This is a genomic window from Chryseobacterium barbadense, from assembly GCF_042849955.1.
In the GTDB taxonomy this organism is placed as follows: domain Bacteria; phylum Bacteroidota; class Bacteroidia; order Flavobacteriales; family Weeksellaceae; genus Chryseobacterium.
Window position 1 is genome coordinate 33,771 of sequence record NZ_BAAFHL010000004.1, and the last position, 21,061, is coordinate 54,831.

20 protein-coding genes are annotated in these 21,061 nt (G+C 36.5%); 6 read left to right on the forward strand and 14 right to left on the reverse strand.

What is annotated here, in order from left to right:
• Window positions 1–9: 9 nt before the first annotated feature.
• Window positions 10–648, reverse strand: a complete 639-nt coding sequence (locus tag ACGHIN_RS03815) for an MBL fold metallo-hydrolase (protein WP_390450953.1) — start codon at window positions 646–648, stop codon at window positions 10–12.
• Between the two features lie 69 nt (window positions 649–717).
• Here ACGHIN_RS03815 and ACGHIN_RS03820 point away from each other — a divergent pair, with 69 nt between their 5' ends.
• A complete protein-coding gene (locus tag ACGHIN_RS03820; RefSeq protein ID WP_390450955.1) occupies window positions 718–1,929 on the forward strand; it encodes a type IX secretion system plug protein in 1,212 nt (403 codons plus the stop codon).
• A 104-nt stretch (window positions 1,930–2,033) separates the two neighbouring features.
• On the opposite strand, the gene hemH is transcribed toward ACGHIN_RS03820, so the two are convergent.
• Both hemH and ACGHIN_RS03830 read right to left on the reverse strand, forming a co-directional pair.
• The gene (hemH, locus tag ACGHIN_RS03825) at window positions 2,034–3,056 is read right to left on the reverse strand and encodes a ferrochelatase (protein WP_390450957.1); all 1,023 of its coding nucleotides are present in this window, start codon (window positions 3,054–3,056) and stop codon (window positions 2,034–2,036) included.
• Window positions 3,057–3,129: 73 nt separating this feature from the next.
• A complete protein-coding gene (locus tag ACGHIN_RS03830) occupies window positions 3,130–4,008 on the reverse strand; it encodes a NifU family protein (RefSeq protein ID WP_390450959.1) in 879 nt (292 codons plus the stop codon).
• Window positions 4,009–4,173: 165 nt separating this feature from the next.
• On the opposite strand from ACGHIN_RS03830, the gene ACGHIN_RS03835 reads away from it, so the two are divergent.
• Window positions 4,174–4,689, forward strand: coding sequence for a gamma carbonic anhydrase family protein (locus tag ACGHIN_RS03835; RefSeq protein ID WP_390450961.1), 516 nt, complete (start codon window positions 4,174–4,176; stop codon window positions 4,687–4,689).
• A gap of 105 nt (window positions 4,690–4,794) precedes the next feature.
• Here ACGHIN_RS03835 and ACGHIN_RS03840 read toward each other — a convergent pair whose 3' ends face one another.
• Window positions 4,795–5,229: a hypothetical protein gene (locus tag ACGHIN_RS03840; protein WP_390450963.1), complete on the reverse strand. Its 435-nt coding sequence runs from the start codon at window positions 5,227–5,229 to the stop codon at window positions 4,795–4,797.
• A gap of 81 nt (window positions 5,230–5,310) precedes the next feature.
• On the opposite strand from ACGHIN_RS03840, the gene ACGHIN_RS03845 reads away from it, so the two are divergent.
• On the forward strand, window positions 5,311–7,437 hold the full coding sequence (locus tag ACGHIN_RS03845; RefSeq protein ID WP_390450965.1) for a helix-turn-helix domain-containing protein: 2,127 nt from the start codon (window positions 5,311–5,313) through the stop codon (window positions 7,435–7,437).
• Between the two features lie 132 nt (window positions 7,438–7,569).
• Here the strand turns inward: ACGHIN_RS03845 and ACGHIN_RS03850 are convergent, their stop codons facing one another.
• Window positions 7,570–7,887, reverse strand: coding sequence for a hypothetical protein (locus ACGHIN_RS03850; RefSeq protein ID WP_390450967.1), 318 nt, complete (start codon window positions 7,885–7,887; stop codon window positions 7,570–7,572).
• Between the two features lie 210 nt (window positions 7,888–8,097).
• On the opposite strand from ACGHIN_RS03850, the gene ACGHIN_RS03855 reads away from it, so the two are divergent.
• Both ACGHIN_RS03855 and ribB read left to right on the forward strand, forming a co-directional pair.
• The gene (locus ACGHIN_RS03855; protein ID WP_390450968.1) at window positions 8,098–9,102 is read left to right on the forward strand and encodes an LLM class flavin-dependent oxidoreductase; all 1,005 of its coding nucleotides are present in this window, start codon (window positions 8,098–8,100) and stop codon (window positions 9,100–9,102) included.
• A gap of 69 nt (window positions 9,103–9,171) precedes the next feature.
• Window positions 9,172–10,293: a 3,4-dihydroxy-2-butanone-4-phosphate synthase gene (ribB, locus tag ACGHIN_RS03860; protein WP_390450970.1), complete on the forward strand. Its 1,122-nt coding sequence runs from the start codon at window positions 9,172–9,174 to the stop codon at window positions 10,291–10,293.
• Between the two features lie 56 nt (window positions 10,294–10,349).
• Here the strand turns inward: ribB and fmt are convergent, their stop codons facing one another.
• The 5 genes from fmt to folK form a co-directional block, all read right to left on the reverse strand.
• The gene (gene fmt / locus ACGHIN_RS03865; RefSeq protein WP_390450972.1) at window positions 10,350–11,297 is read right to left on the reverse strand and encodes a methionyl-tRNA formyltransferase; all 948 of its coding nucleotides are present in this window, start codon (window positions 11,295–11,297) and stop codon (window positions 10,350–10,352) included.
• 99 nt (window positions 11,298–11,396) lie between these two features.
• A complete protein-coding gene (locus ACGHIN_RS03870; RefSeq protein WP_390450974.1) occupies window positions 11,397–13,298 on the reverse strand; it encodes a RecQ family ATP-dependent DNA helicase in 1,902 nt (633 codons plus the stop codon).
• A 77-nt stretch (window positions 13,299–13,375) separates the two neighbouring features.
• Window positions 13,376–14,830, reverse strand: a complete 1,455-nt coding sequence (locus ACGHIN_RS03875) for an OmpA family protein (RefSeq protein WP_390450976.1) — start codon at window positions 14,828–14,830, stop codon at window positions 13,376–13,378.
• Between the two features lie 61 nt (window positions 14,831–14,891).
• Complete coding sequence (locus tag ACGHIN_RS03880; RefSeq protein ID WP_390450978.1) at window positions 14,892–16,004, reverse strand: OmpA family protein; 1,113 nt, start codon at window positions 16,002–16,004, stop codon at window positions 14,892–14,894.
• Window positions 16,005–16,014: 10 nt separating this feature from the next.
• Window positions 16,015–16,581 carry a 2-amino-4-hydroxy-6-hydroxymethyldihydropteridine diphosphokinase gene (gene folK, locus ACGHIN_RS03885; RefSeq protein ID WP_390450979.1) on the reverse strand — a complete coding sequence of 189 codons (567 nt, stop codon included), beginning with the start codon at window positions 16,579–16,581 and terminating at the stop codon, window positions 16,015–16,017.
• Here folK and sppA point away from each other — a divergent pair.
• A complete protein-coding gene (gene sppA, locus ACGHIN_RS03890; protein WP_407936037.1) occupies window positions 16,484–18,211 on the forward strand; it encodes a signal peptide peptidase SppA in 1,728 nt (575 codons plus the stop codon). The two genes, folK and sppA, sit on opposite strands and share 98 nt — an antisense overlap.
• A gap of 68 nt (window positions 18,212–18,279) precedes the next feature.
• Here the strand turns inward: sppA and ACGHIN_RS03895 are convergent, their stop codons facing one another.
• The 4 genes from ACGHIN_RS03895 to ACGHIN_RS03910 all read right to left on the reverse strand — a co-directional run bounded on the left by ACGHIN_RS03895 (window position 18,280) and on the right by ACGHIN_RS03910 (window position 21,057).
• Entirely contained in the window at window positions 18,280–18,534 is a 255-nt protein-coding gene (locus tag ACGHIN_RS03895; RefSeq protein ID WP_390450980.1) for a GlsB/YeaQ/YmgE family stress response membrane protein, read from the reverse strand.
• A 67-nt stretch (window positions 18,535–18,601) separates the two neighbouring features.
• On the reverse strand, window positions 18,602–19,555 hold the full coding sequence (gene ftsY, locus ACGHIN_RS03900; protein WP_390450982.1) for a signal recognition particle-docking protein FtsY: 954 nt from the start codon (window positions 19,553–19,555) through the stop codon (window positions 18,602–18,604).
• On the reverse strand, window positions 19,552–20,031 hold the full coding sequence (locus tag ACGHIN_RS03905) for a RidA family protein (RefSeq protein WP_390450984.1): 480 nt from the start codon (window positions 20,029–20,031) through the stop codon (window positions 19,552–19,554). Before ACGHIN_RS03905 ends, ftsY begins: the two co-directional genes overlap by 4 nt.
• Window positions 20,032–20,106: 75 nt before the next feature.
• Window positions 20,107–21,057 carry an MBL fold metallo-hydrolase gene (locus ACGHIN_RS03910; protein ID WP_390450986.1) on the reverse strand — a complete coding sequence of 317 codons (951 nt, stop codon included), beginning with the start codon at window positions 21,055–21,057 and terminating at the stop codon, window positions 20,107–20,109.
• Window positions 21,058–21,061: the final 4 nt, after the last annotated feature.

A 21,061-nucleotide genomic window follows, 5' to 3' on the forward strand; every position in this document is an offset into this window, starting at 1 on the left:
CTCGAATCTCTACTTCAAAAAAGGGTTATACTGTTTTTCAAATCCGATCGTTGTAGGATTTCCATGCCCTGAGAAAACCTGTGTATCATCATCTAAAATGAAAAGCTTTGTTCTGATTCCTTCAATAAGCAGGTCGTAATTTCCTTTATATAAATCGGTTCTGCCGATACTTCCTTCAAAAAGGACATCACCGGAGATCATGAATTTCTGGTTTTCGTTGTGATACACCACACTTCCCGGAGAATGCCCCGGAACATGATAGATGTTAAACGTTGAGCCATCCAGATCAAGGACATCGCCTTCATTGATGTATTCAACATCCACTTTTACAGGATTGATCTGAAATCCGAATCTCATTCCGCTTGCCTGAAGCATATCCAAAACTTCCCGGTCTTCCTGATGCATCGTCACAGGAACTTTAAAAGTGTCAAAGGCCCACTGCAACCCTAAAACATGATCAATATGAGCATGAGTAAGAAGGATTTTCTGAATCTTTAGTCCATTGCTGCTAATGAAATCACCAATCGCTTTGGTCTCCTGTTCATTCATATTTCCCGGATCAATCAGCCAGGCATTTTTGTTTTCATTGAAAATAATATAGGTGTTTTCGCTTGCAAAGTTGAATACGAAACCTTGAATCTGAAGCATGTTCTGAATATTTTCACCAAAAATACGATATTATTAAGAAAATGCTGATTTTTCGTTATCTTCGTTATAATGAAAACATTACGAATATTCTTATTGACTTTAAGCGGATTGGTTTTTGGACAGAATATCCAAAGTATACAATTATTCAACCCGCAGACGAATGATGAAACTCCTGTTATTAAGTTTGGAGAAAGACTGGTTCTGAGTTTTGATGACCTTACCAACTCCAGCCAGATTTACAGATATACGATTAAACATTATGATCGGAACTGGAATGATGATAATCTTTTCTTCACGGAATTTGCGACAGGAAGTTTAAACGGACTGCTGGATCAGTTTCAATATTCGTTCAACACGCTACAGGCTTATACCCATTATACATTAACGTTCCCCAATGAAAGAATGCAGCCGAAAATCTCCGGGAATTTTGAGCTTATTGTTTATAAAGATTCTGCGGAAAAACCTCTTTTTAAGAGAAGATTTTATGTAGTGGAAGATACTGCTGCTATAGCATTGAATGTTTCCAGGATTGCAGATGCAAAAAATCCGGACATTAACCAAAGAGTAGAAGTACAGGCTGTTTCAAAAGGAGGCGATGTGACTTCGAATGTAAACTCTATGTCTTTGAATGTTATGCAGAATAACAATCCAAATGTTACAGTGAATAACTTAAAGCCCAGCGCAACCTTAGGAGGTAAACTGCTTTTTCAGCAAATGAGCCTTACTTTCCCCGGAAACAATGAATTTTATTACTTCGATAATAAGAATATAGATATGGCTGCGGATATGGTTCGGGCCACAGAAGTAAAAGACGGTGTGAATAATACCTATCTGCATCCGGTTTGGGCGTATCCTTTAAACTATCAATATCAGCCGGACGTAAACGGGGCTTGGTATTACAGGAGAAATGATATGGGAATCGAAAGAAATGCGGAAAGAGAAGCAGATTATGCATGGGTATATTTTTCTCTGGATTCTGATAAAATGGATAAAGATATTTATGTGTTGGGAGGATTTAATGATTTCCAACCTAAGAAAGAATATCAGATGGAATATGATGAGGCCAATAAAAAATATGTGGCAAGAATTTATATGAAGCAAGGGTTCTACAACTATATTCTGGCTACAAAAGAATCTGATGGAACTTTAAACTTCGGAGAGGTGAACGGGAATTTCTGGCAGACAGAAAATCTTTATCAGGCATTTTTATATTTTGCTCCGTTTGGCAGGAATTATGATGGTTTAATGGGGTATGGAGAATTCAGAACACCTGTGAGATAATGCTTCTATTGTCATTCTGAACGAAGCGATAACGGATTGAAGAGTCTCTATAAGTAAAAATAAAAACCTCCAGTTATTGGAGGTTTTTTTTATTGTAAGTATTTCTAAACTAAATAAAACTCATTCAGTTTTTCTTCACACAAAATCTTGATCACTTCAATCCATCGGTCTTCATCATTCAGGCAGGGAATATAATGGAAGTTTTCTCCGCCCGCATGTAAAAACTCCTCTTTACCCTCTACGGAAATTTCCTCCAAAGTTTCCAAACAATCTGAAACGAAAGCCGGACAAACAATAGCCAGATTTTTTATTCCTTTTTTAGGAATAGTTTCCAATGTTTCATCGGTATAAGGCTCGATCCACTTATCTTTACCTAATCTGGATTGGAAAGAAACGATCGTTTTTTCTTTTGGAAGGTTCAGTCTTTCAATAACGGATTCGGTGGTTTTATAGCATTGATGTCGATAGCAAAACTGGTGGCTCGGATTATCATCCCTTGAGCAGCAATCGTTCAGATTACAGGTTTTGGTAGGATCTGTTTTATAAATATGCCTTTCCGGAACTCCGTGATAAGAGAACTGTAAAGCATCAAAGTTTTCAGGTAACTTTTCCCTAATACTTTCAGATAAGCAGTCAATATAAATATCCCTGTTATAAAAAGGCTGTATATAATTGATTTTGACACCCGGAAATTTTTTCTTTCTTACCTCTTCTGCTTTTTCAATCACGGTTTCCGTTGTGCTCATCGCATATTGCGGATACAGTGGGAAAAGAACAATTTCAGAAACTCCTTTGTCAACCAATCTCTGAATTCCGGTTTCAATGCTTGGTTCAGCATATCTCATTCCTATTTCTACAGGAATATCTACCAGCTTTTGCAGTTTTTTCTGAATTTTTTCAGTGATGACAATTAATGGAGACCCTTCATCCGTCCATACTGTTTTATAAGCTTCAGCAGATTTAGGAGGCCTTGTTTTTAAAATAATTCCACGGACTAAAAGTGCACGGAAGATCCAACGGTAATCAATTACTCTTTCATCCATCAGGAACTCATCAAGATATTCCTTTACATCCTTTACATCCGTAGATTTTGGCGAACCGAGATTGACTAATAAAATTCCTTTCATAAATTATAAATAATGAGTAACTGGTAATGAGTAATTTTTATTGCTTATTATGTATTACTGATTACTTATGTTTTTATCCGTTAACAGCTTCTACTTTTTCTACTAAATCAGGAACAAATTGCTTTAAAATATTCTCTATCCCGTTTTTCAAAGTAGCTGTTGAACTTGGGCAACCGGAACAGGCCCCCTGTAAAAGCATTTTTGCCGTTTTGGTGCTTTCATCATATTCCATTAATGAAATTTTTCCACCGTCATTTTCTACGGCAGGAGCAACATATTCATTTAGGATATCAGAAATCTTCTGCTCATAATCCGTATAATCTCTGTTGATGATCTTTTCAACAGGGTTTTCATGCTTTTGAGGCTCAAGGTTGGAAATTACCCCTCCGTTCTGTAGATATTCCGCAATGAAACCACGAACCGCCATCATGATCTGATGCCATTCTACCGAATCATTTTTGGTAACCGCAACGAAATTGTCGGAAATAAAAACTTCCTGAGCAAAGTCAAATTCCTTAAAAATAGCCTGTGCCAAAGGAACTTCCTCAGCAGTTTCTCTTGATTTCACTTCAACGAAACCATCCATCAGCAGTTTACTGGAAACAAACTTCATCACATTAGGATTAGGAGTCATTTCCGCATAAATCTGGTACATTTCCTTTTTCTTTTGAAGGTAAATTCTCGGGTTTGCCAATAGTTCATCTTCAATTACATTTTTCAGACTTTCGGCTACATGTTCCCATTCTACGGTTTCCTGCTTGGCCACTGCCACAAAATTGGCCGTGATGAAAACTCTTTCCACAAAAGGATAATTGAAAAGCTCCTGGGCAAGAGGAATTTCCGAGATATCTGAACTTCTGTCCAACTCCAGAGACCCCGGAATTAAGTTGTAATCAGCTACAAATTTCATCACTTTCGGGTTTTCTGTTGGCTCTATAAGTATCTTACGCATTTTTTCGTTAAATTTGAGATACAAAAATACGGATAAGAAGTTAGAAGTGATGAGTTAGAAGTTAGATTTTTGCTATCACTCTAATTTAAAAATTATGAAGTTGAAACTTGACTTTCAACTAACTCATTTCATCTTATCCATTTTCCAAATTATCAAATTAAAATTATGGCACTTGTAAAAGAACTTTTAGGAAAAACACCACAGATCGGAGAAAATACATTTTTGGCAGAAACAGCAACCATTATCGGGGATGTGGTGATGGGAAAAGACTGCAGTATTTGGTATAATGCTGTGATAAGAGGAGATGTTCATTACATCAAAATGGGAAATAAAGTGAATGTTCAGGATAATGCCATGCTGCATTGTACTTATCAGAAACATCCGTTAAATATTGGAAATAATGTTTCCATCGGGCACAACGCCATTGTTCACGGATGTACCATTCAGGATAACGTTCTGATCGGTATGGGAGCCATTGTTATGGATGATTGCCTGGTTGAAGAGAATTCTATTGTAGGAGCCGGCTCAGTAGTGACGCAGGGAACCCATATTAAATCGGGCGAAGTGTGGGGCGGTATTCCGGCCAGAAAAATCAAAGATATTTCTGCACAACTATTAGAAGGGGAAGTGAACAGGATTGCAGATAATTATGTGAAATATTCTTCGTGGTATAAAGAATAATATTTTTAAATATAAAATAATACTCCGCCTAAAAACTTAGGCGGAGTTTTTTATCCTTAGTGTCAAATAGCCTGAGGGTTTAAGTCATCAATCGGCTTCTATATTTTATTGATACACTAAAACAGCTTTTTCATCCTCACATTTTATAGAGGTTGGTTCATTGGCCATCATACAGTCAGAGGTGATATTATATTTCTTATTATACTCAGCCATTTTATTGGTGTAGTCCTGGATTTTAGGTAAAATGGCAGCTTCCAGTTTTTTAGGGTACGCAATATAAGTTACGGGCCCGCCACATGCTTTTGAACCTATCGGAGAAAACGCCCATTCATTGGGATCGGTACATTTCTCTTTTGCAATCTCTGAATCAATTCCTGCCTTGATTTTTTCAAGTTGGCTGTTATCATATTTCTGGCTGCTTTCATCTACCGGCCTTTCGGAAATATCCTTAGGAAGAGTATTCGGGTCTGAAGTGTTTGTACTCTTGCAGGAAACGATAGCCAAAGCTATAAAAGGAATATACAGGAATGTTTTTTTCATAGAATAATATTGTATCAGGGATTTTTCAAAATTTATGCCATTACAATATTTTCCCATTCATTTTCCGTAATTTTGATGGCGATGAACAATCATTTTTTTGACTTACTGGAGCATACCAACAGGAGTGTTTTTCTCACGGGAAGAGCAGGAACGGGAAAGACAACTTTCCTTAATGATTTTGTAAAAAAAACGAAAAAAAAACATATTGTAGTAGCACCCACCGGAATTGCAGCAATCAATGCAGGAGGTGTTACCATTCATTCTATGTTTGGTTTGCCTTTAAGGACCTTCTTACCAACCACAGATCGTATTGACGGTAGTTTGGCAAATAATATTGCTGATCTGATGCCACATTTTAAATACCGAAAAGATAAGCTAAAACTGCTGAGAGAGGTAGAAATACTGATCATTGATGAGGTTTCCATGTTAAGAGCGGATGTTCTTGATATGATGGATTTCTCGTTGAGGTTTATCAGAAGAAATAACCAAAGGTTTGGGGGAGTACAGATGCTGTTCATTGGAGATTTGTATCAGCTTCCGCCGGTGGTGAGAGATGAACATATTTTAAAACTCTATTACAAATCACCTTTCTTTTTTGATAGCCATGCCATTAAGGAAATTCCTCTGATTACGATTGAATTGACCAAAGTGTACAGGCAATCCGACGAAGAATTTCTTGAAATTTTGAATGCCATCCGTGACGGAGATGTAGCCAATATTGATTTTGAGCATCTGAATGAAAGATATGATCCTGATTTTGATCCTGGAAATGAATCTTACGTTTACCTGTGTTCCCACAATAAAATGGCGGATGAAATCAACCAGGAGAAACTGGCGGAAATAAAAGTTGACCCTTCCACTTATGAAGCCAAACTTTTTGGAGAATTCAAGGAAAATCAGTTTCCTAATGAGCAATATCTGGAATTAAAAGTAGGAGCACAGATCATGTTCATCAGAAATGACATTTCTCCGGATAAAAAATATTTCAATGGAAAGCTGGGTGAAATTTCTGCTTTGGACGAAAACGAGATCCGGGTTATTCTCGATGGAAGTGAAAGGGAAATTGTTGTCAAAAGAGAGGTTTGGGAACAGAAAAAATATTTCCTGGATGCGGAGAAAAATATCAAAGAAGAAGTTTTGGGAAGCTTTGAGCAGTTTCCGATTAAGTTAGCATGGGCCGTTACCATTCATAAAAGTCAGGGATTAACGTTTGATAAAGTGATCATTGATGCAGGAAAAAGCTTTACCGCAGGACAGGTTTACGTTGCGCTTTCCCGTTGCAGGACATTGGAAGGCATTGTCTTAAAATCTAAGATCACACCCGAAGTTATCTTTAAGGACAACAGGATTTTACAGTTTCAGGGTGATACGTTTGCCAATGATCATGTAGAAACTATTCTGAATCAGGAAAAATACGATTACAGCATCCGAAAAGTGCTTCGAACCCTTGACTGCATGTGGTTGCTGCAGGAAGTGGAGGAATGGAACAAATTATCGATTACCACTAAAAGTATTGATCATTTAAAAACCAATCAGCTGTATCACCAGTTGAAGCAGGATGCGATAAACCTTGGAAAAATCTTTGAAAAACTGGAAAGGGTTTTATTTCAGAAAGTAGGAAACTTCATCAATCAGAAAGAAGAATGGTCTGAAATTGAAAGCAAAACAAAAGGAGCAGTCAATTTCTTTTTTACCGAAGTAAAAGATAAAATTTTCAACCCGTTAAAAGAATTCTATGCTGAGATCAAAGGTTCAAAAGGATTAAAGCAATACAACGAAGAATTCAAAAGATGGCTGGAAGATATCGAAGAGTATCTGAACAGCTTAAAACACATTCATTTATTGGAAACGAAGCTTTTAGATGAAAAAAATGATAAAGAAATCAATTTGAAGATTGCCAAAGTTCCTTCGCAAGTTCTGACGTTCCAATTGTTTGAACAGGGAAAAACTATCGCTGAAATTGCTTTGGAAAGAGGATTAGTAAAAGAAACCGTTATTGGGCATCTTGCCAAATTTGCGGAGCAGGGATTATTGGATATTTCCAGAGTGATCACTTCGGATAAGATCAAAGTTTTTGAAGACGAATTCAATAAAAAACCACATGAGACATTAACAGAATGGAAGAATGCTCTACCCAATGATTTTGAGTTTAATGAGATCAGGATTTTGTTGAATCATTATAATTATCAGAAAGATAGATCAAAATAATTTAATCGTTTTTTATTTTTAATTATTACGGAACAATCTCATATATAGTACTTTCAGTATTTCCAAAGATCTCACTCTGAATTTGTTCTGCGAGTTTTATAGTTTGATCTGTTCCTGTATTAGTATGGATGATTAAATATGGAATTCCATCATTAATTTTTTCAGAATAGCTGTGTAATTATTCCTAAAAGCAAAACTTTTAATTTTTTCGAAGTAAGGGAGTTGGTTTTTTTCGACTGCCTCATATTCGATATTATAATTTTGACCTTCTTTTGAAAAATAAATACAATCATCCCCTTTGGAATTGATTCCAATAAATTCAAATTCAGTTTTATTCTGACTCAATAAAACAAGGTGTTCATATAAATCTTTAATCATTATTTGTTTAGCAATGAATTTCTTAGTAGAAATTACTTTGAAATTATTAAAGAAGGATCCGAATATATTCATTTCTAATGTCAAATTTGTTTACAAATTGTTTGCAATCAAATATAAGAAATCGGAGACATGTTTTATCTATATAATAAAATTAGTGGAAGGAAAATTATTTCAATAGTTTTTTCCTGAATTCATCGATCAGACTTATCAATTACAAAAAGTAACTAATGTAATTTATATAGTATAAATTTGTTTGGTTTTTCAGACCTAACAATTGAAATTATGAAAAATTTTGAACTTTCTGTCCTGGACCTTGCCCCCGTAAAACAGGAAAAGAGTATCCACGATACGTTTCAGGACAGTTTATCTTTAGCCAACCATACGGAAAATTTAGATTATAAAAGATACTGGCTTGCGGAGCATCACAATATGGCAAGTATTGCCAGTTCTGCAACCTCGGTTCTGATCGGTTTTATAGCGAACGGAACAAAGAAAATACGAGTCGGTTCCGGAGGAATTATGCTTCCGAACCACAGCTCTTTAGTGATAGCGGAACAGTTCGGAACTTTAGAATCTCTTTTTCCCGGAAGAATAGATCTGGGATTGGGAAGAGCTCCGGGAACGGATGGGTTAACGGCGCAGGCATTGGGAAGAAATCCAGCCATTATCAATGAACAGTTTCCAAGACAGATTTTAGAATTACAACGATATTTTTCCAAAGAAAATTCTGAATCTTTAGTTCGTGCGATTCCGGGAGAGGGACTGGATATTCCGCTGTATATTTTAGGTTCAAGCACAGACAGTGCATGGTTGGCTGCAGAATTGGGACTTCCTTATGCTTTTGCAGGGCACTTTGCTCCTGAACAAATGGAAATGGCGTTCAATATTTACAGGGAACATTTTGAGCCTTCCAAACAATTGGATCAGCCTTATGTTATGGCTTGTGTTAACGGAATTGCTGCGGAAACTTCTGAAGAAGCACATCAGCTTTCTACTACCTTATTCCAGGCATTCATTAATATTGTAAGAAATGACAGGAAACCTTTTGCACCGCCGGTGGAAGATATGGATGAAATCTGGTCACCTATGGAAAAAGCTGCCGTCTTACAAAAATTAAGATACAGCTTTATCGGGAATCAGCCTGAAATTGAAGAAAAACTAAAAAACTTTCAGGAAAGGTTCCATGTGGATGAATTGATTATCAATTCCCATATTTATGATCATCAGAAAAGACTGGATTCCTATAGAATTTTCAGAGAAGCAGCAGACTCTCTATTCAAAGCGTAACAAACCGTTTATATAAATTGGCACATGCCTATTTTTATGAGTATCTTTGCAAAAATTTAAAAAGTAAAAATGTCTGATATTAAATTAAATACTATTCCAGAGGCTATCGAAGACCTTAAAAATGGTAAAATAATCATAGTAGTAGATGATGAAGACAGAGAAAATGAAGGAGATTTTCTTTGTGCAGCTGAATTAACGACTCCGGAACTGATCAATTTTATGGCCGTTCACGGAAGAGGGTTGATCTGTATGCCGCTTCCGGAAAAAAGATGTGATGAGCTTGGATTAGATATTATGGTAAGCCGAAGCAGCGATCCTAAAGAAACTGCTTTTACGGTGTCTGTAGACCTTTTAGGAAACGGAACTTCTACCGGTATTTCTGCAAGTGACAGAGCGAAAACCATTTTGGCTTTGATGGATGAAAAATCAAAACCAACCGATTTTATGAGACCTGGACATATTTTCCCGCTTCGTGCGAGAAAAGGAGGTGTTCTGAAAAGAGCCGGACATACAGAAGCTGCCATTGACTTGACTCATTTGGCAGGTTTAAAAGAAGGAGGAGTGATCTGTGAGATCATGAATGAGGACGGAAGCATGTCCCGTTTACCGGAATTGTATGCCTTCGCTCAGAAGCATGATATGAAAATTGTTTCTATTGAAGATCTGATCCATTATCAGCTTAAAAAAGGAAACCTTGTGGAGCGAATTGAAGAAAGAAAAGTAAAAACTCATTATGGAGAATTTGATTTCTTTGCTTTCAGAGAAACTTCCAATGATCAGGTACATTTTGCCTTAACGAAAGGAAGCTGGACAGTTGATGAGCCTATTTTGGTAAGAGTTCAGTCTTCAGATTCTTATTTTGATGTATTGACAAGATTGAATAACGGTGAAAAACCATTATTGGAAAAGGTAACCAATATGATCCATGAAGAAGGAAAAGGAGCGATTATTTTCATCAACAACGTTTCGAATTCTGAAAATACATTGAGAAAATTACAGCAGTTTTTGAATTATCAGGACGGACAGGAACAGCGTCCTACTTTAGCTTATAATTACAGAGATTACGGGATCGGAACACAGATTCTGAAAAATTTGGGAATCAATAAATTCAAGGTAATCACTCAAAACCCGAATATCAAACCTCAGGTTGGGGGATATGATGTAGAGGTTACGGAAATGGTACAGCTATAAAATTGTGAATGGTCAATTGTGAATTGACTTTGACGAAATAAAAATGGCTTGATTAATCAAGCCATTTTTATTTCGTCAAAATTTCTGAAACCATTCAGAAAATCTTTAATATTCATTCTTTTCTTCCCTTCCAGCTGAAGTTCCAGAGGCTCATATATTCCATCCTGAGTATAGATTTTAAAATCGTTTTTTGAGATATCTAAAGTTCCGGCAGGTTTTCCATGATCTGAAAGTTCAAACTTCCCTCCGAATATTTTCAATCCTTTTTCTTCCTCCCCGATTTTTAAAGTGGTAAAAGCAGCAGGATAAGGTGACATTCCCAAAATAAACTGATGAACTGTTTTTGATGGTGCATTCCAGTTAATTCTTGTATCTTCTTTAAATATTTTATAAGCGTTTTTTGGATGCTCAACGTTTGGCTGAGGTTTTTCTACAATAGAATTTTCGGCTAAGCCATTTAACGTTTTTACTACTAATTGAGCTCCTATTTCCATTAAACGGTCGTGAAGGCTTCCTGCATTTTCATCCGGTAAAACTTCCAGTTCTTCCTGAAGCAAAATATTTCCTTCATCTATTTTCTCATTAATGAAAAAAGTGGTGGCTCCAGTTTTTTCTTCACCATTAATGATGGCATAATTGATAGGAGCTGCACCTCTGTAATCCGGCAATAAGGAAGCATGAAGATTGAAAGTTCCCAGTTTAGGCATCTCAAAAAGAACTTTAGGCATCATTCTGAAAGCAACAACCACAAATACATCTGCATCCAACTTTCTTAATTCTTCTAAAAATTCAGGATTTCTTAATTTTTCAGGCTGGAAAACCGGAAGATTATTTTCTACCGCAAAAACTTTTACGGGTGACTGATTGATTTTTTGTCCGCGACCGCTTGCTTTGTCTGCAACTGTTACAACCCCGACTACTTCATGGTGAGATTGATGAATAGCTTCCAGGGAGTTTTTGGCAAACTCGGGAGTTCCTAAAAAAACAACTTTCAATGATTTCATGGTGCAAAGATAAGTGTTATTGAGGATTTAAAGATTAAAAGATTAAAACATTGAAAGATTAAAGAATTACGTAATCAATTATCAATTATCAATTATCAATTATGCTAACATATACGTTCTGAAATTCAACATTTTCACTTTACCGGAATCTAAAAGAAAGATAAGATTCTCTAAAATGTTTTCCTTAGGATGGTAGCTCAATTGTATAGAAAGCTCTTCAATGGTCGCAGGCTTTTTCGCTAACAGATCAACAATCTGCATGGAAATGTTTTTCCCGAAAATAGACTGTTTATTTTGCTCACAAACAGAACATTGGTCACAGTTTTTTGAATTCTTTTCTCCGAAATAAGAAAGAATAAGTTTCATTTTGCAATATTCCTTATTTTCTACATAAAATTTCATTTCTTCCCATTTCCTGATCTTATTCTTTTGAATATGCTCGAAAAGGTTCCAATAAGCACCATTGATGGCTCTTTCATCTCTTGGCTTTAAGAATTTTACACTCGATAATGCTCCGTCTACATATTCAAGATAATTTTTCTGATGAAGTTCTTTAAGACGCTCTTTGATTAGTGCAACGCCAACGCCTATTTTATTGCTTACCTGTAGTTCACTGAACATGACTTTATGAGTGGTAATTCCTGAAACTGTGCGTAGTAAAAGCTCGATAAAATAAGCATCTTTATGAGGTAACTGGTCTATTTCATCAGCCTGCATCAATAATTGCACAGAAGATAAGCTCTTGTTATCATTAAAATATATGATCTCCTGATTGTGAAGGAAATTCAGTACATTTTTTATTTTAGCCGTTGATAATTTGGTGAAATTTTGAATTCCGCTCATGTTAAGCTCAAAAACTTTTTCAGGCATTTCATATTCAGCAATTTGGAAAATAGAGTAGAGGTAAGTAATGATCCTTTGAAATTCTGATTTGTTTGGAGTCTGGTTTTTTAAAATCTGGTCAAAGTTTACAATTTCCTGTTTATTCCAAAGCAAAAATGCGAAACTGTCTTTTCCGTCTCTTCCTGCTCTTCCGATTTCCTGGTAATAGTTTTCCAGTGAAGAAGAAGGTGAGAAGTGAATGACAAAACGTACATTATCTTTATCGATTCCCATCCCAAAGGCATTGGTAGAAATTAAAACATGCTGATCACTATTATTCCAGGTGTTTTGCTTGATATTTTTCTCTTTCGTGGAAAGCCCTGCATGGAAGAAATCTATATTTTTTAACTTATTTTTTTGCAAAAAACCGGTAAGAAGCTCCGCTTCTTTTCTTGTTCTTACGTAAACGATCCCGGAACTTGAATTATATTTTAAAATATCCAGAACTCTCTGAAATTTATCAGAAACCTCGTCTGTGAAAATCTTAATGTTATTTCTTTTAAAACTTTTTTGGAAAACTTCAGCATTTTTAAGCTCAAGTTTGGTTTTGATTTCTTCAAGAACTTTGGGAGTCGCTGTAGCAGTTAGAGCCAGGCATGGAATCCCCGGGTTATTTTTTCTGAATTCTTTAATATTCTGATAACTAGGCCTGAAATCCTGTCCCCACTCGGAAATACAATGCGCTTCATCCACCGCAATGAAAGAAAGCTGAATGTCTTCAATATTTTGAAGGAATTGGGTATTGTTTAATCTTTCAGGAGAGATATACAGTAATTTTGTTAAGCCTTCCTTACATCTGTTGAATATCACTTCTGCATCAAATTCGTCCAATTCTGAGGATAGATATTCTGCCTCGATGTTACGGTGTTTTAATTGGTTCACCTGATCTTTCATTAACGCCAATAATGGAGAAATGACAAGACAAACTCCTTCTTTTAATAGGGCAGGAAGCTGATAACATAAAGACTTCCCGGCTCCTGTAGGCAATAATACTAAAGTGTCTTTTTCTGTGATCACGGAATCGATAATTTCTTCCTGGGAATCTCGGAAACTATCATATCCCCAAAAATGTTTGAGGGTTTCATATTTGAGCTGTTGGAATTCTTGAGAGGAAATCATAGGGTAAAAATAAGGAAAGTATGACAACAAAAAAAGTCATGCTTTGCATGACTTTTATATAATAAATAATAAGTTTATTATTTAGCTTCGAAGTATACTCTTCTGTTTGCTCTGTTTTTCCATTCAGGACATTTAGTTGCAGGCTCACATTCAGGATACTTAAGGTCTTTTTCACCTCTACCGATAGCGTTCAATTTTCCAGCTTCAACACCGTTTTTGATTAGATAATCTTTAACGTTGTTAGCTCTTCTTTCAGATAATCTTTGGTTATAAGCATCAGAAGCTCTTGTATCCGTAGCTCCGATTACATTATAAGAACCGCTTGAAGAGTTAATGTAGTTAACAGCGTTGTTCAGGATAGGGGTATTAGAAGGCAAGATTCTGTCAGAATTCAAGTCAAATTCAATTCCTTCTAATGTTCTTGTTTCGTCAGTTACCGGTCCCGTAGTTACTGGTGTATTTGGACAACCGTTGTTTTCTACTGGTCCAGGAACAGTTACACACTTATCGTAAAGGTCAATTACTCCGTCTAAATCAGTATCAAGAGCAACACCAGCACCATCAACTCTGGCACCTGCCGGAGTATCAAGCTGTCTGTCCCAATCATCACAAACTCCGTCATTATCAGCATCACCTTTCTTACAAACTTCGATATCCTGATTTTTATTTGCCAAAACATCTAGTTTATAATAAATTTCTTGTAATGGATCATGCCACATTAAGTGAGATTCGTGTTTTCCTAATTTTAAAGAAACCCCTAAAGTTGCATTGAAGAAGTTATCAGATACCTGTTCTTCACGTCTGTTGATATCGCTATAGGCATAACCTCCACCATCGAATTCATCGTCACCCGTAACAACATACATTAGTCTACCTTCAATGTCAATTCTTCTGTTCACCTTATATTTCAAACCTGCTCCGGCTTGTCCAAACATAGAACCTAATTTAAAAGGTTTAACCTCAGTTGCCAATCTTTGTCCGTTTTCATCTTTCTGATAAGCTCTGTATGCCAAAGTACCAATACCTGCGTATCCGTGTAATGCCCATCTGAAAGGAGAATGATTGTCAACTCTTCTTAAAAGGTTAGAGAAGTTGATATCTCCTAATAATGAGATTGCGTCATACTGTGTTCTTGCACCCACTTGCTGGTAAGCTGAAGCATTAGAAGGAGCCGGATCTTTAGTATTGAACCATCCTTGTCTCGTTTCTCCTCTGTCATATTGTAATTTTAATCCAAAAGCGTGAGTAATCGCTTTGTCGATACTTACATATGCTGAATACCCAAAAAGATTCTTACCATTACCATTTTTAATAGATGTTAAGTCTGCTGACTGAACAAGAGGTACACCTACACCTGCTGAAATTGACCAGTCATTAAATCTTTTAGAGCCATTGGTAAATGGAGAAACATTAGCAGAACCTGAAGAAAACGTGTTAGGATATTCTCCATTCGAAACTGCTGTCGAGTCTTGCGCATAACTTGCTGCAGGTACAGCTAGCGCCAATGCAACAATTGCTAAACTTAATTTCATAGTGTATTTTTTATTTAGTTAATTAAATGATTTTTTCTTTTATTTAAAGAGTAATACCCTTTTATTTATTCGTTGGACATCCGTTGTTATCAGCTGGCCCAGGAACAGTTACGCACTTATCGTATAAGTCAATAACTCCGTCAAGGTCCATGTCTAAAGCAACACCAGCTCCATCAACTCTTGCACCTGCAGGAGTATTAAGTTCTCTGTCCCAATCGTCACAAACTCCGTCATTGTCATTATCTCCTTTTTCACATACAACAAAATCCACTGCTGCATTTTCTAACACATAAGCTCTGTAGTATGCCTCTTGTAGAGGATCATGCCATGCTAAATGAGATTCATGCTTTCCTAGATTGAAAGACAATCCTAGGTTGACTGTCCATAAGTTATCAGATCTTCTTTCGCTGATCATATTATACTTGGAGACTTTTGAATTGGGATCATAATCAGCGGGACCTGCATGTCCACCACCGTCAAATTCATCGTCACCACTTATTACATACATTGTTCTTGCTTCAACGTCAATAAGATTAGAGACCTTATATTTCAAGCCGACACCTCCTTGATAAAAGAATGATCCAATGTCTAATTTTTTCTCAATAAACAAAGGAATTCTTGCTGGAGAAGTGCTCCATCTGAACTCATTGTTGTCATGCAAAGACGTATCGTAGTTCATGAAACCGATACCTGCATAGCCATGCAGTGCCCATCTGTACGGAGAATGATTATCTACTCTTCTTAATAGATTAGAGAAGTTAATATCTCCCATCAAAGCAACCTGGTTATACTTTGTGGTAGCAGTTGCAACACCGCCCAACTGTCCTGCAGCTCCATCAAGCTGAGCTTGCTGTTTTGTTTCACCCCTCTGGTACATCAAGCTTAATCCAAAGGTATGGGTGATTTGCTTATCTAAACTCACGTATGCATTGTATCCCCAGTTTACCTTCTTGTCATAAAAAGATGTAAGATCTGAGTGTGCCATGAATGCAGCTCCACCACCAACGGATATAGACCAGTCATTAAATCTTCTGGTTGAATTGTTAAAAGGTTGAACATTGGCAGAACCTGAGGAAAAAGTATTCGGATATTCATTGGATGAATTTACTGCAATACTGTCCTGAGCATAAGTGGCAATAGGCAACGCGGCCAATAATAATAAACCTAATTTCATACAATATGTTTTATGTTTTCCTAGATAAATTTTTTAATAATATTTTAGAAAATTCTCTCTCAAAAAGATGTTTTTTATGAGGGACATCTAATCTTTCTGATATAAAATTTAATTCATTGTATTTAATGATATCAATGTCTATAATTCGGTCTGTATAGCCTCCTGAGACTCTTGAATCATTTGTCCTTCCCATCTCAATTTCAATGCTTTTAATGAAATTAAGTAACTGAATTGGTGAAAGATCTGTCAATATTATTGTTGCAATATTACAAAAAATATTGGAACTGACAAATTCTACAGGTGGTGAAATTAATAATTTACTTTTTTTTAATATTTCAATATTTCCGTTTTCCAGCTTTTCTAAAGCGAGATCCAGATTTTTTTTTGGATCTCCCAGATTACTTCCGAGTAACAAAATGACTTTTTGTTGCGACATATTGTGAAATGATTGATTTATGAAAAGTTTTTTTAAAAGTGTCTTGGCAAATATAGTTGCAATTCTTATACTGTCTGCGGTATTTTTCTTCTTTTTTATGATGACTCTTGTTTTGAGTTCTATGGGAGGAGAGAAAGCCATTGTTAAGAAGAATTCTATATTGACCATCAATTTAAAAACAGAAATTATTGATAGTCCGACGGAAGAGCAAAGCGATTTGTTCAATATAAAAAGTCAAAATAAAAGTGTTTTGATCTATGAAGCACTTGAAGCGATCAATAAAGCTAAAACAGATGATAATATTAAAGGAATAAGCATTGAAGCTGATAATTTGAATGCCGGAATTACACAAATTGATGATCTGAGAAATGCAATTGAGGATTTTAAAAAGAGCGGAAAGTTTGTCTATGCTTACGGAAATATGGTTTCACAAGCTTCTTATTATTTAGGATCTGTTGCGGATAAATATTATCTGAACCCGTCCGGAATGATTGAGCTGAAAGGTTTAGCTACGGAAGTTACTTTCTTTAAGGATTTTGCTGAAAAATACGGAATTGGAATCGAAGTTATCCGCCATGGGAAATTCAAGTCTGCAGTAGAACCATTCCTTAGAAATGATATCTCTCCTGAAAATAAGGAACAACTTAGTACCCTGCTGAATGATATCTGGAAGAATACATCTACAAGAATTGCTTCTTCCAGAAAAATAGATACAGCCCAATTCAGAACTGTGGTAGATAGCCTGTACGGAATGATTCCTGAACAAGGTTTAAAATACAGACTTGCGGATCAATTGATTCAGAAGACGGAATATGATCAACTGATGAAGTCTAAGCTAAGCTTAAAGGAAAATGATAAATTAAATAAAATTTCATTAAGTAAATATATCAGTTCTTATGCTGATGAGAATAAATCAGGAGATAAAGTAGCTGTATTATATGCATCAGGTTCCATTAATAATGGGGATGAGTATAATGAAATCTATTCTGAAAAGTATATTAAATATATTAAAGAGCTTCAGAAGAATGATAAAGTAAAAGCGGTGGTATTCAGAATCAATTCTCCGGGGGGAAGTGCCAATGCTTCAGACGAAATTCTGTTTGAGCTTCAGCAGTTGAAAAAGAAAAAGCCACTGATTGTTTCTTTTGGGGATTATGCAGCTTCCGGAGGATATTATATTGCGATGGCGGCAGATAAGATTTATTCTGAGCCTAACACGCTTACCGGTTCCATAGGTGTTTTCGGTGTAATACCTTATTTTAAAGATATTGCCAATAAAAACGGAATCCGTTCGGATATTGTTTCCACTAATGCTAATTCACAGTATTACTCATCTTTGAATGGTGTTACGCCTTATGGGGTTAGCTTAATTACCAGAAGTGTTGAAGGTACCTATAAAAGATTTGTTCATTTTGTAACGCAGAACAGAAAGCAAAGCTTTGAGCAGATTGACAGTGTGGGAGGGGGAAGAGTATGGAGCGGTACCAGGGCTAAGCAAATTGGTCTGGTTGACGAGCTGGGTACTCTGAATGATGCTGTTAAATTTGCGGCTCAGAAAGCGGGGCTCACCTCTTATCATGTAGCCTCTTATCCTAAAAAAATGTCTCCGATCGAACAGATTTTTAGTGACCTGAATGAAGAAGATATTTCTGCAAGAGTCATTAAAAACAAAATTGGAAAAGCTAATTATGAAATTTTGCAGCAGATTACTGATAAAAAGCTAAAGTCTGAAGTTAAAATGGAAATGCCTTACCAGATAAAAATTAACTAAATTATATATTGTACAAAAAGCCCGGATTTGATATTCAAATCCGGGCTTTGTTTTTTTATTGTCTTTCTTTAGCTTCTCCTCGTCGCCATTCCGTAGATCCAGAGCACAATCAGAGCTCCTCCCACTGCTAATAGCATGCTTCTGAAATCAAATTCATCTACTGTTCCCCAGCCGAGTGCGCTGCCTATAAACCCACCAACAAAAGCTCCCACAATTCCTAGAATAATTGTCATAAGCCAGCCGCCACCTTGTGTTCCCGGCATAATAAGTTTCGCGATTGCACCTGCAATAAGACCAAATATGATCCAAGTTAAAATTCCCATAGTCGTAAATTTTTTAATTATTAATTGATTAATGTGTTTTACTAATGTAGGGAAAATATGATAAATATCATCTTTTCTTGAAAAAAGAGTCAACAAATTCTGTACCATTAAATAATTGCAGGTCCTGCATCTTCTCGCCAACGCCTATATATTTTACAGGAATCTGGAACTGATCGGAAATTCCTATCACAACACCTCCTTTGGCAGTGCCGTCCAGTTTTGTAACAGCTAAAGCATTGACTTCCGTAGCGGCAGTAAATTGTTTGGCCTGCTCAAATGCATTTTGACCTGTAGAACCATCAAGAACCAGTAAGATCTCATGAGGAGCATCCGGAATCACTTTTTGCATCACTCTTTTAATTTTAGAAAGTTCATTCATTAAATTAACTTTATTGTGAAGTCTTCCTGCGGTATCAATAATCACTACATCTGCATCCTGGGCCACAGCGCTTTGAACAGTGTCAAACGCCACGGAAGCGGGATCAGAACCCATATTCTGTTTAACAATCGGAACACCCACTCTTTCGCTCCAGATGGTTAATTGGTCCACGGCAGCAGCTCTGAATGTGTCTGCGGCACCCAGGACCACTTTTTTTCCTTCGGATTTGAATTGATGGGCCAGCTTACCTATAGTGGTGGTTTTTCCTACACCATTCACTCCAACAACCATAATCACGTATGGTTTTTTGGACGTATCTATATTTCCGGTTCCGGCATGAGGGTTTTCCAGCAATAATCCTGTAATTTCTTCACGAAGGATTTTGTCCAGTTCGTTTACACTGACGTATTTGTCTCTGGCAACACGCTCCTCAATTCTCTCTATGATTTTAATGGTGGTTGATGCACCGACATCGGAAGCAATAAGTATTTCTTCCAGATCATCCAGTACTTCATCATCCACTTTGCTTTTACCGACTACGGCTTTTGTCATTTTTTCAAAGAAACCTTGGCTGGACTTTTCCAATCCTTTGTCTAATGTTTCTTTCTCTTCTTTTTTGAAAATATTTTTAAACCAACTCATTGTTTTTCTTGTTTATTAATAACTGCTGTAGCTTCTACTTCTATAAGTACATCATCTCTGAAAAGACGGCTTACTTCTATAAGGCTGCTTACAGGAGGGTTTTGAAGGTTGATATATAAATCCCGCACTTTTCTGAAATCCGGGGTTTTGGAGATATCTGTTGTGAAAATTCCCAGTTTTATAATATTTTTCCCGGTAGCTCCATACTCTTTGAGAATGTTTTCAATGTTTTTAAAAATCTGTTGTGTCTGCTGCTCAATATTGTTACCGACTAAGTTTCCTTCTGCATCTAGCGGAACCTGTCCGGACAGGAGAATCATAGTAGACGTTCCGCAATCAATGCTTATGGATTGGGATAATCCTTTGATGGTGAAAACTTTTGAGGAATTTTTATATTCTATGTTGTTCATTGTTTTCTTCTGACTGAATGAAAATAGAAAAATCACTGTAAAAATCAGAACAAAAGTCTTTTTCATAGTGAGCTGATTAATAATCCGGTGAACAAAGATAGCAAAAAAACTTCCTTAAACTGAAGTTATTGCCCGTTAAAATCAGAGCTCTACAATGTCTCCTGTTCTTGCGATATTGTATCCGTTTTTAAGGACTGTTTTGCTTTCCGGACTGTCGGGAATCAGTAGATTATTGGTGTGGTTGAAGTGAATAAAATAAATTCTTCTTTTCTCTTCCGGACTCAGGTCTTTAAACAGTTCCATGCTTTCTTCAACTAAAGGGTGGGGAATAGTTGAGATATCCCGGTTCCCAATCTCCTCTGCATTATAGAATGTGGCATCAAGGAAAGCATAATCAACTTTTTTTATAAAGTCTATAATATTATATTTCCACTTTTTCCATTTATCAATGTCGGGAATGAATAGTGCTTTTTTCTTAGGACCCTCTATCATATAACCGACTGTTTCTGAAAATTCATCCCGATGCGGCACCAGGATCGGAGTTACTTTTATAGAAGAGCTCAGAACAACAGGTACTTCGTTTTCCATTTTCCGGACTCTTATATTTTTGTAATCAACCAATTGGGACCATGGTCCGTTATTTTCCAGAAAAGAAGCCAGTTTCGGCATGGCATAGACGGGAACATTTTGGGAAGACATCGCTTCTTTCCCCAGGTACATGAGCCCTGTATAGTGTCCGATATGGGCGTGTGTTATGAAAATGCCGTCTACTGTTCCGGATGTTTTGTTTTTTTGTTGGAGGAATTGTAATTGATAGGTTATATCGGGACTTGCATCAAAAATGTAGTTTTTTTGCTGACGGTGGTCCATTACACCTATAGAAATTATTTTTCTTTTCAAATCAGGCTTATACCATAGTTTTTCGCAGCATTTCTTCTGGCATCCCACTTGGGGGGAACCGGCATCCTGAACATTGCCCAGAACGATCAGCTGTACTCCCGTTTTGTCTTCAACGGATTGTTTCAATATTGCCTTGTTGCAGGAACTGTTTACAAATAGAAGAAAGAATCCATAAAAAATAAGGTTTTTCATCACA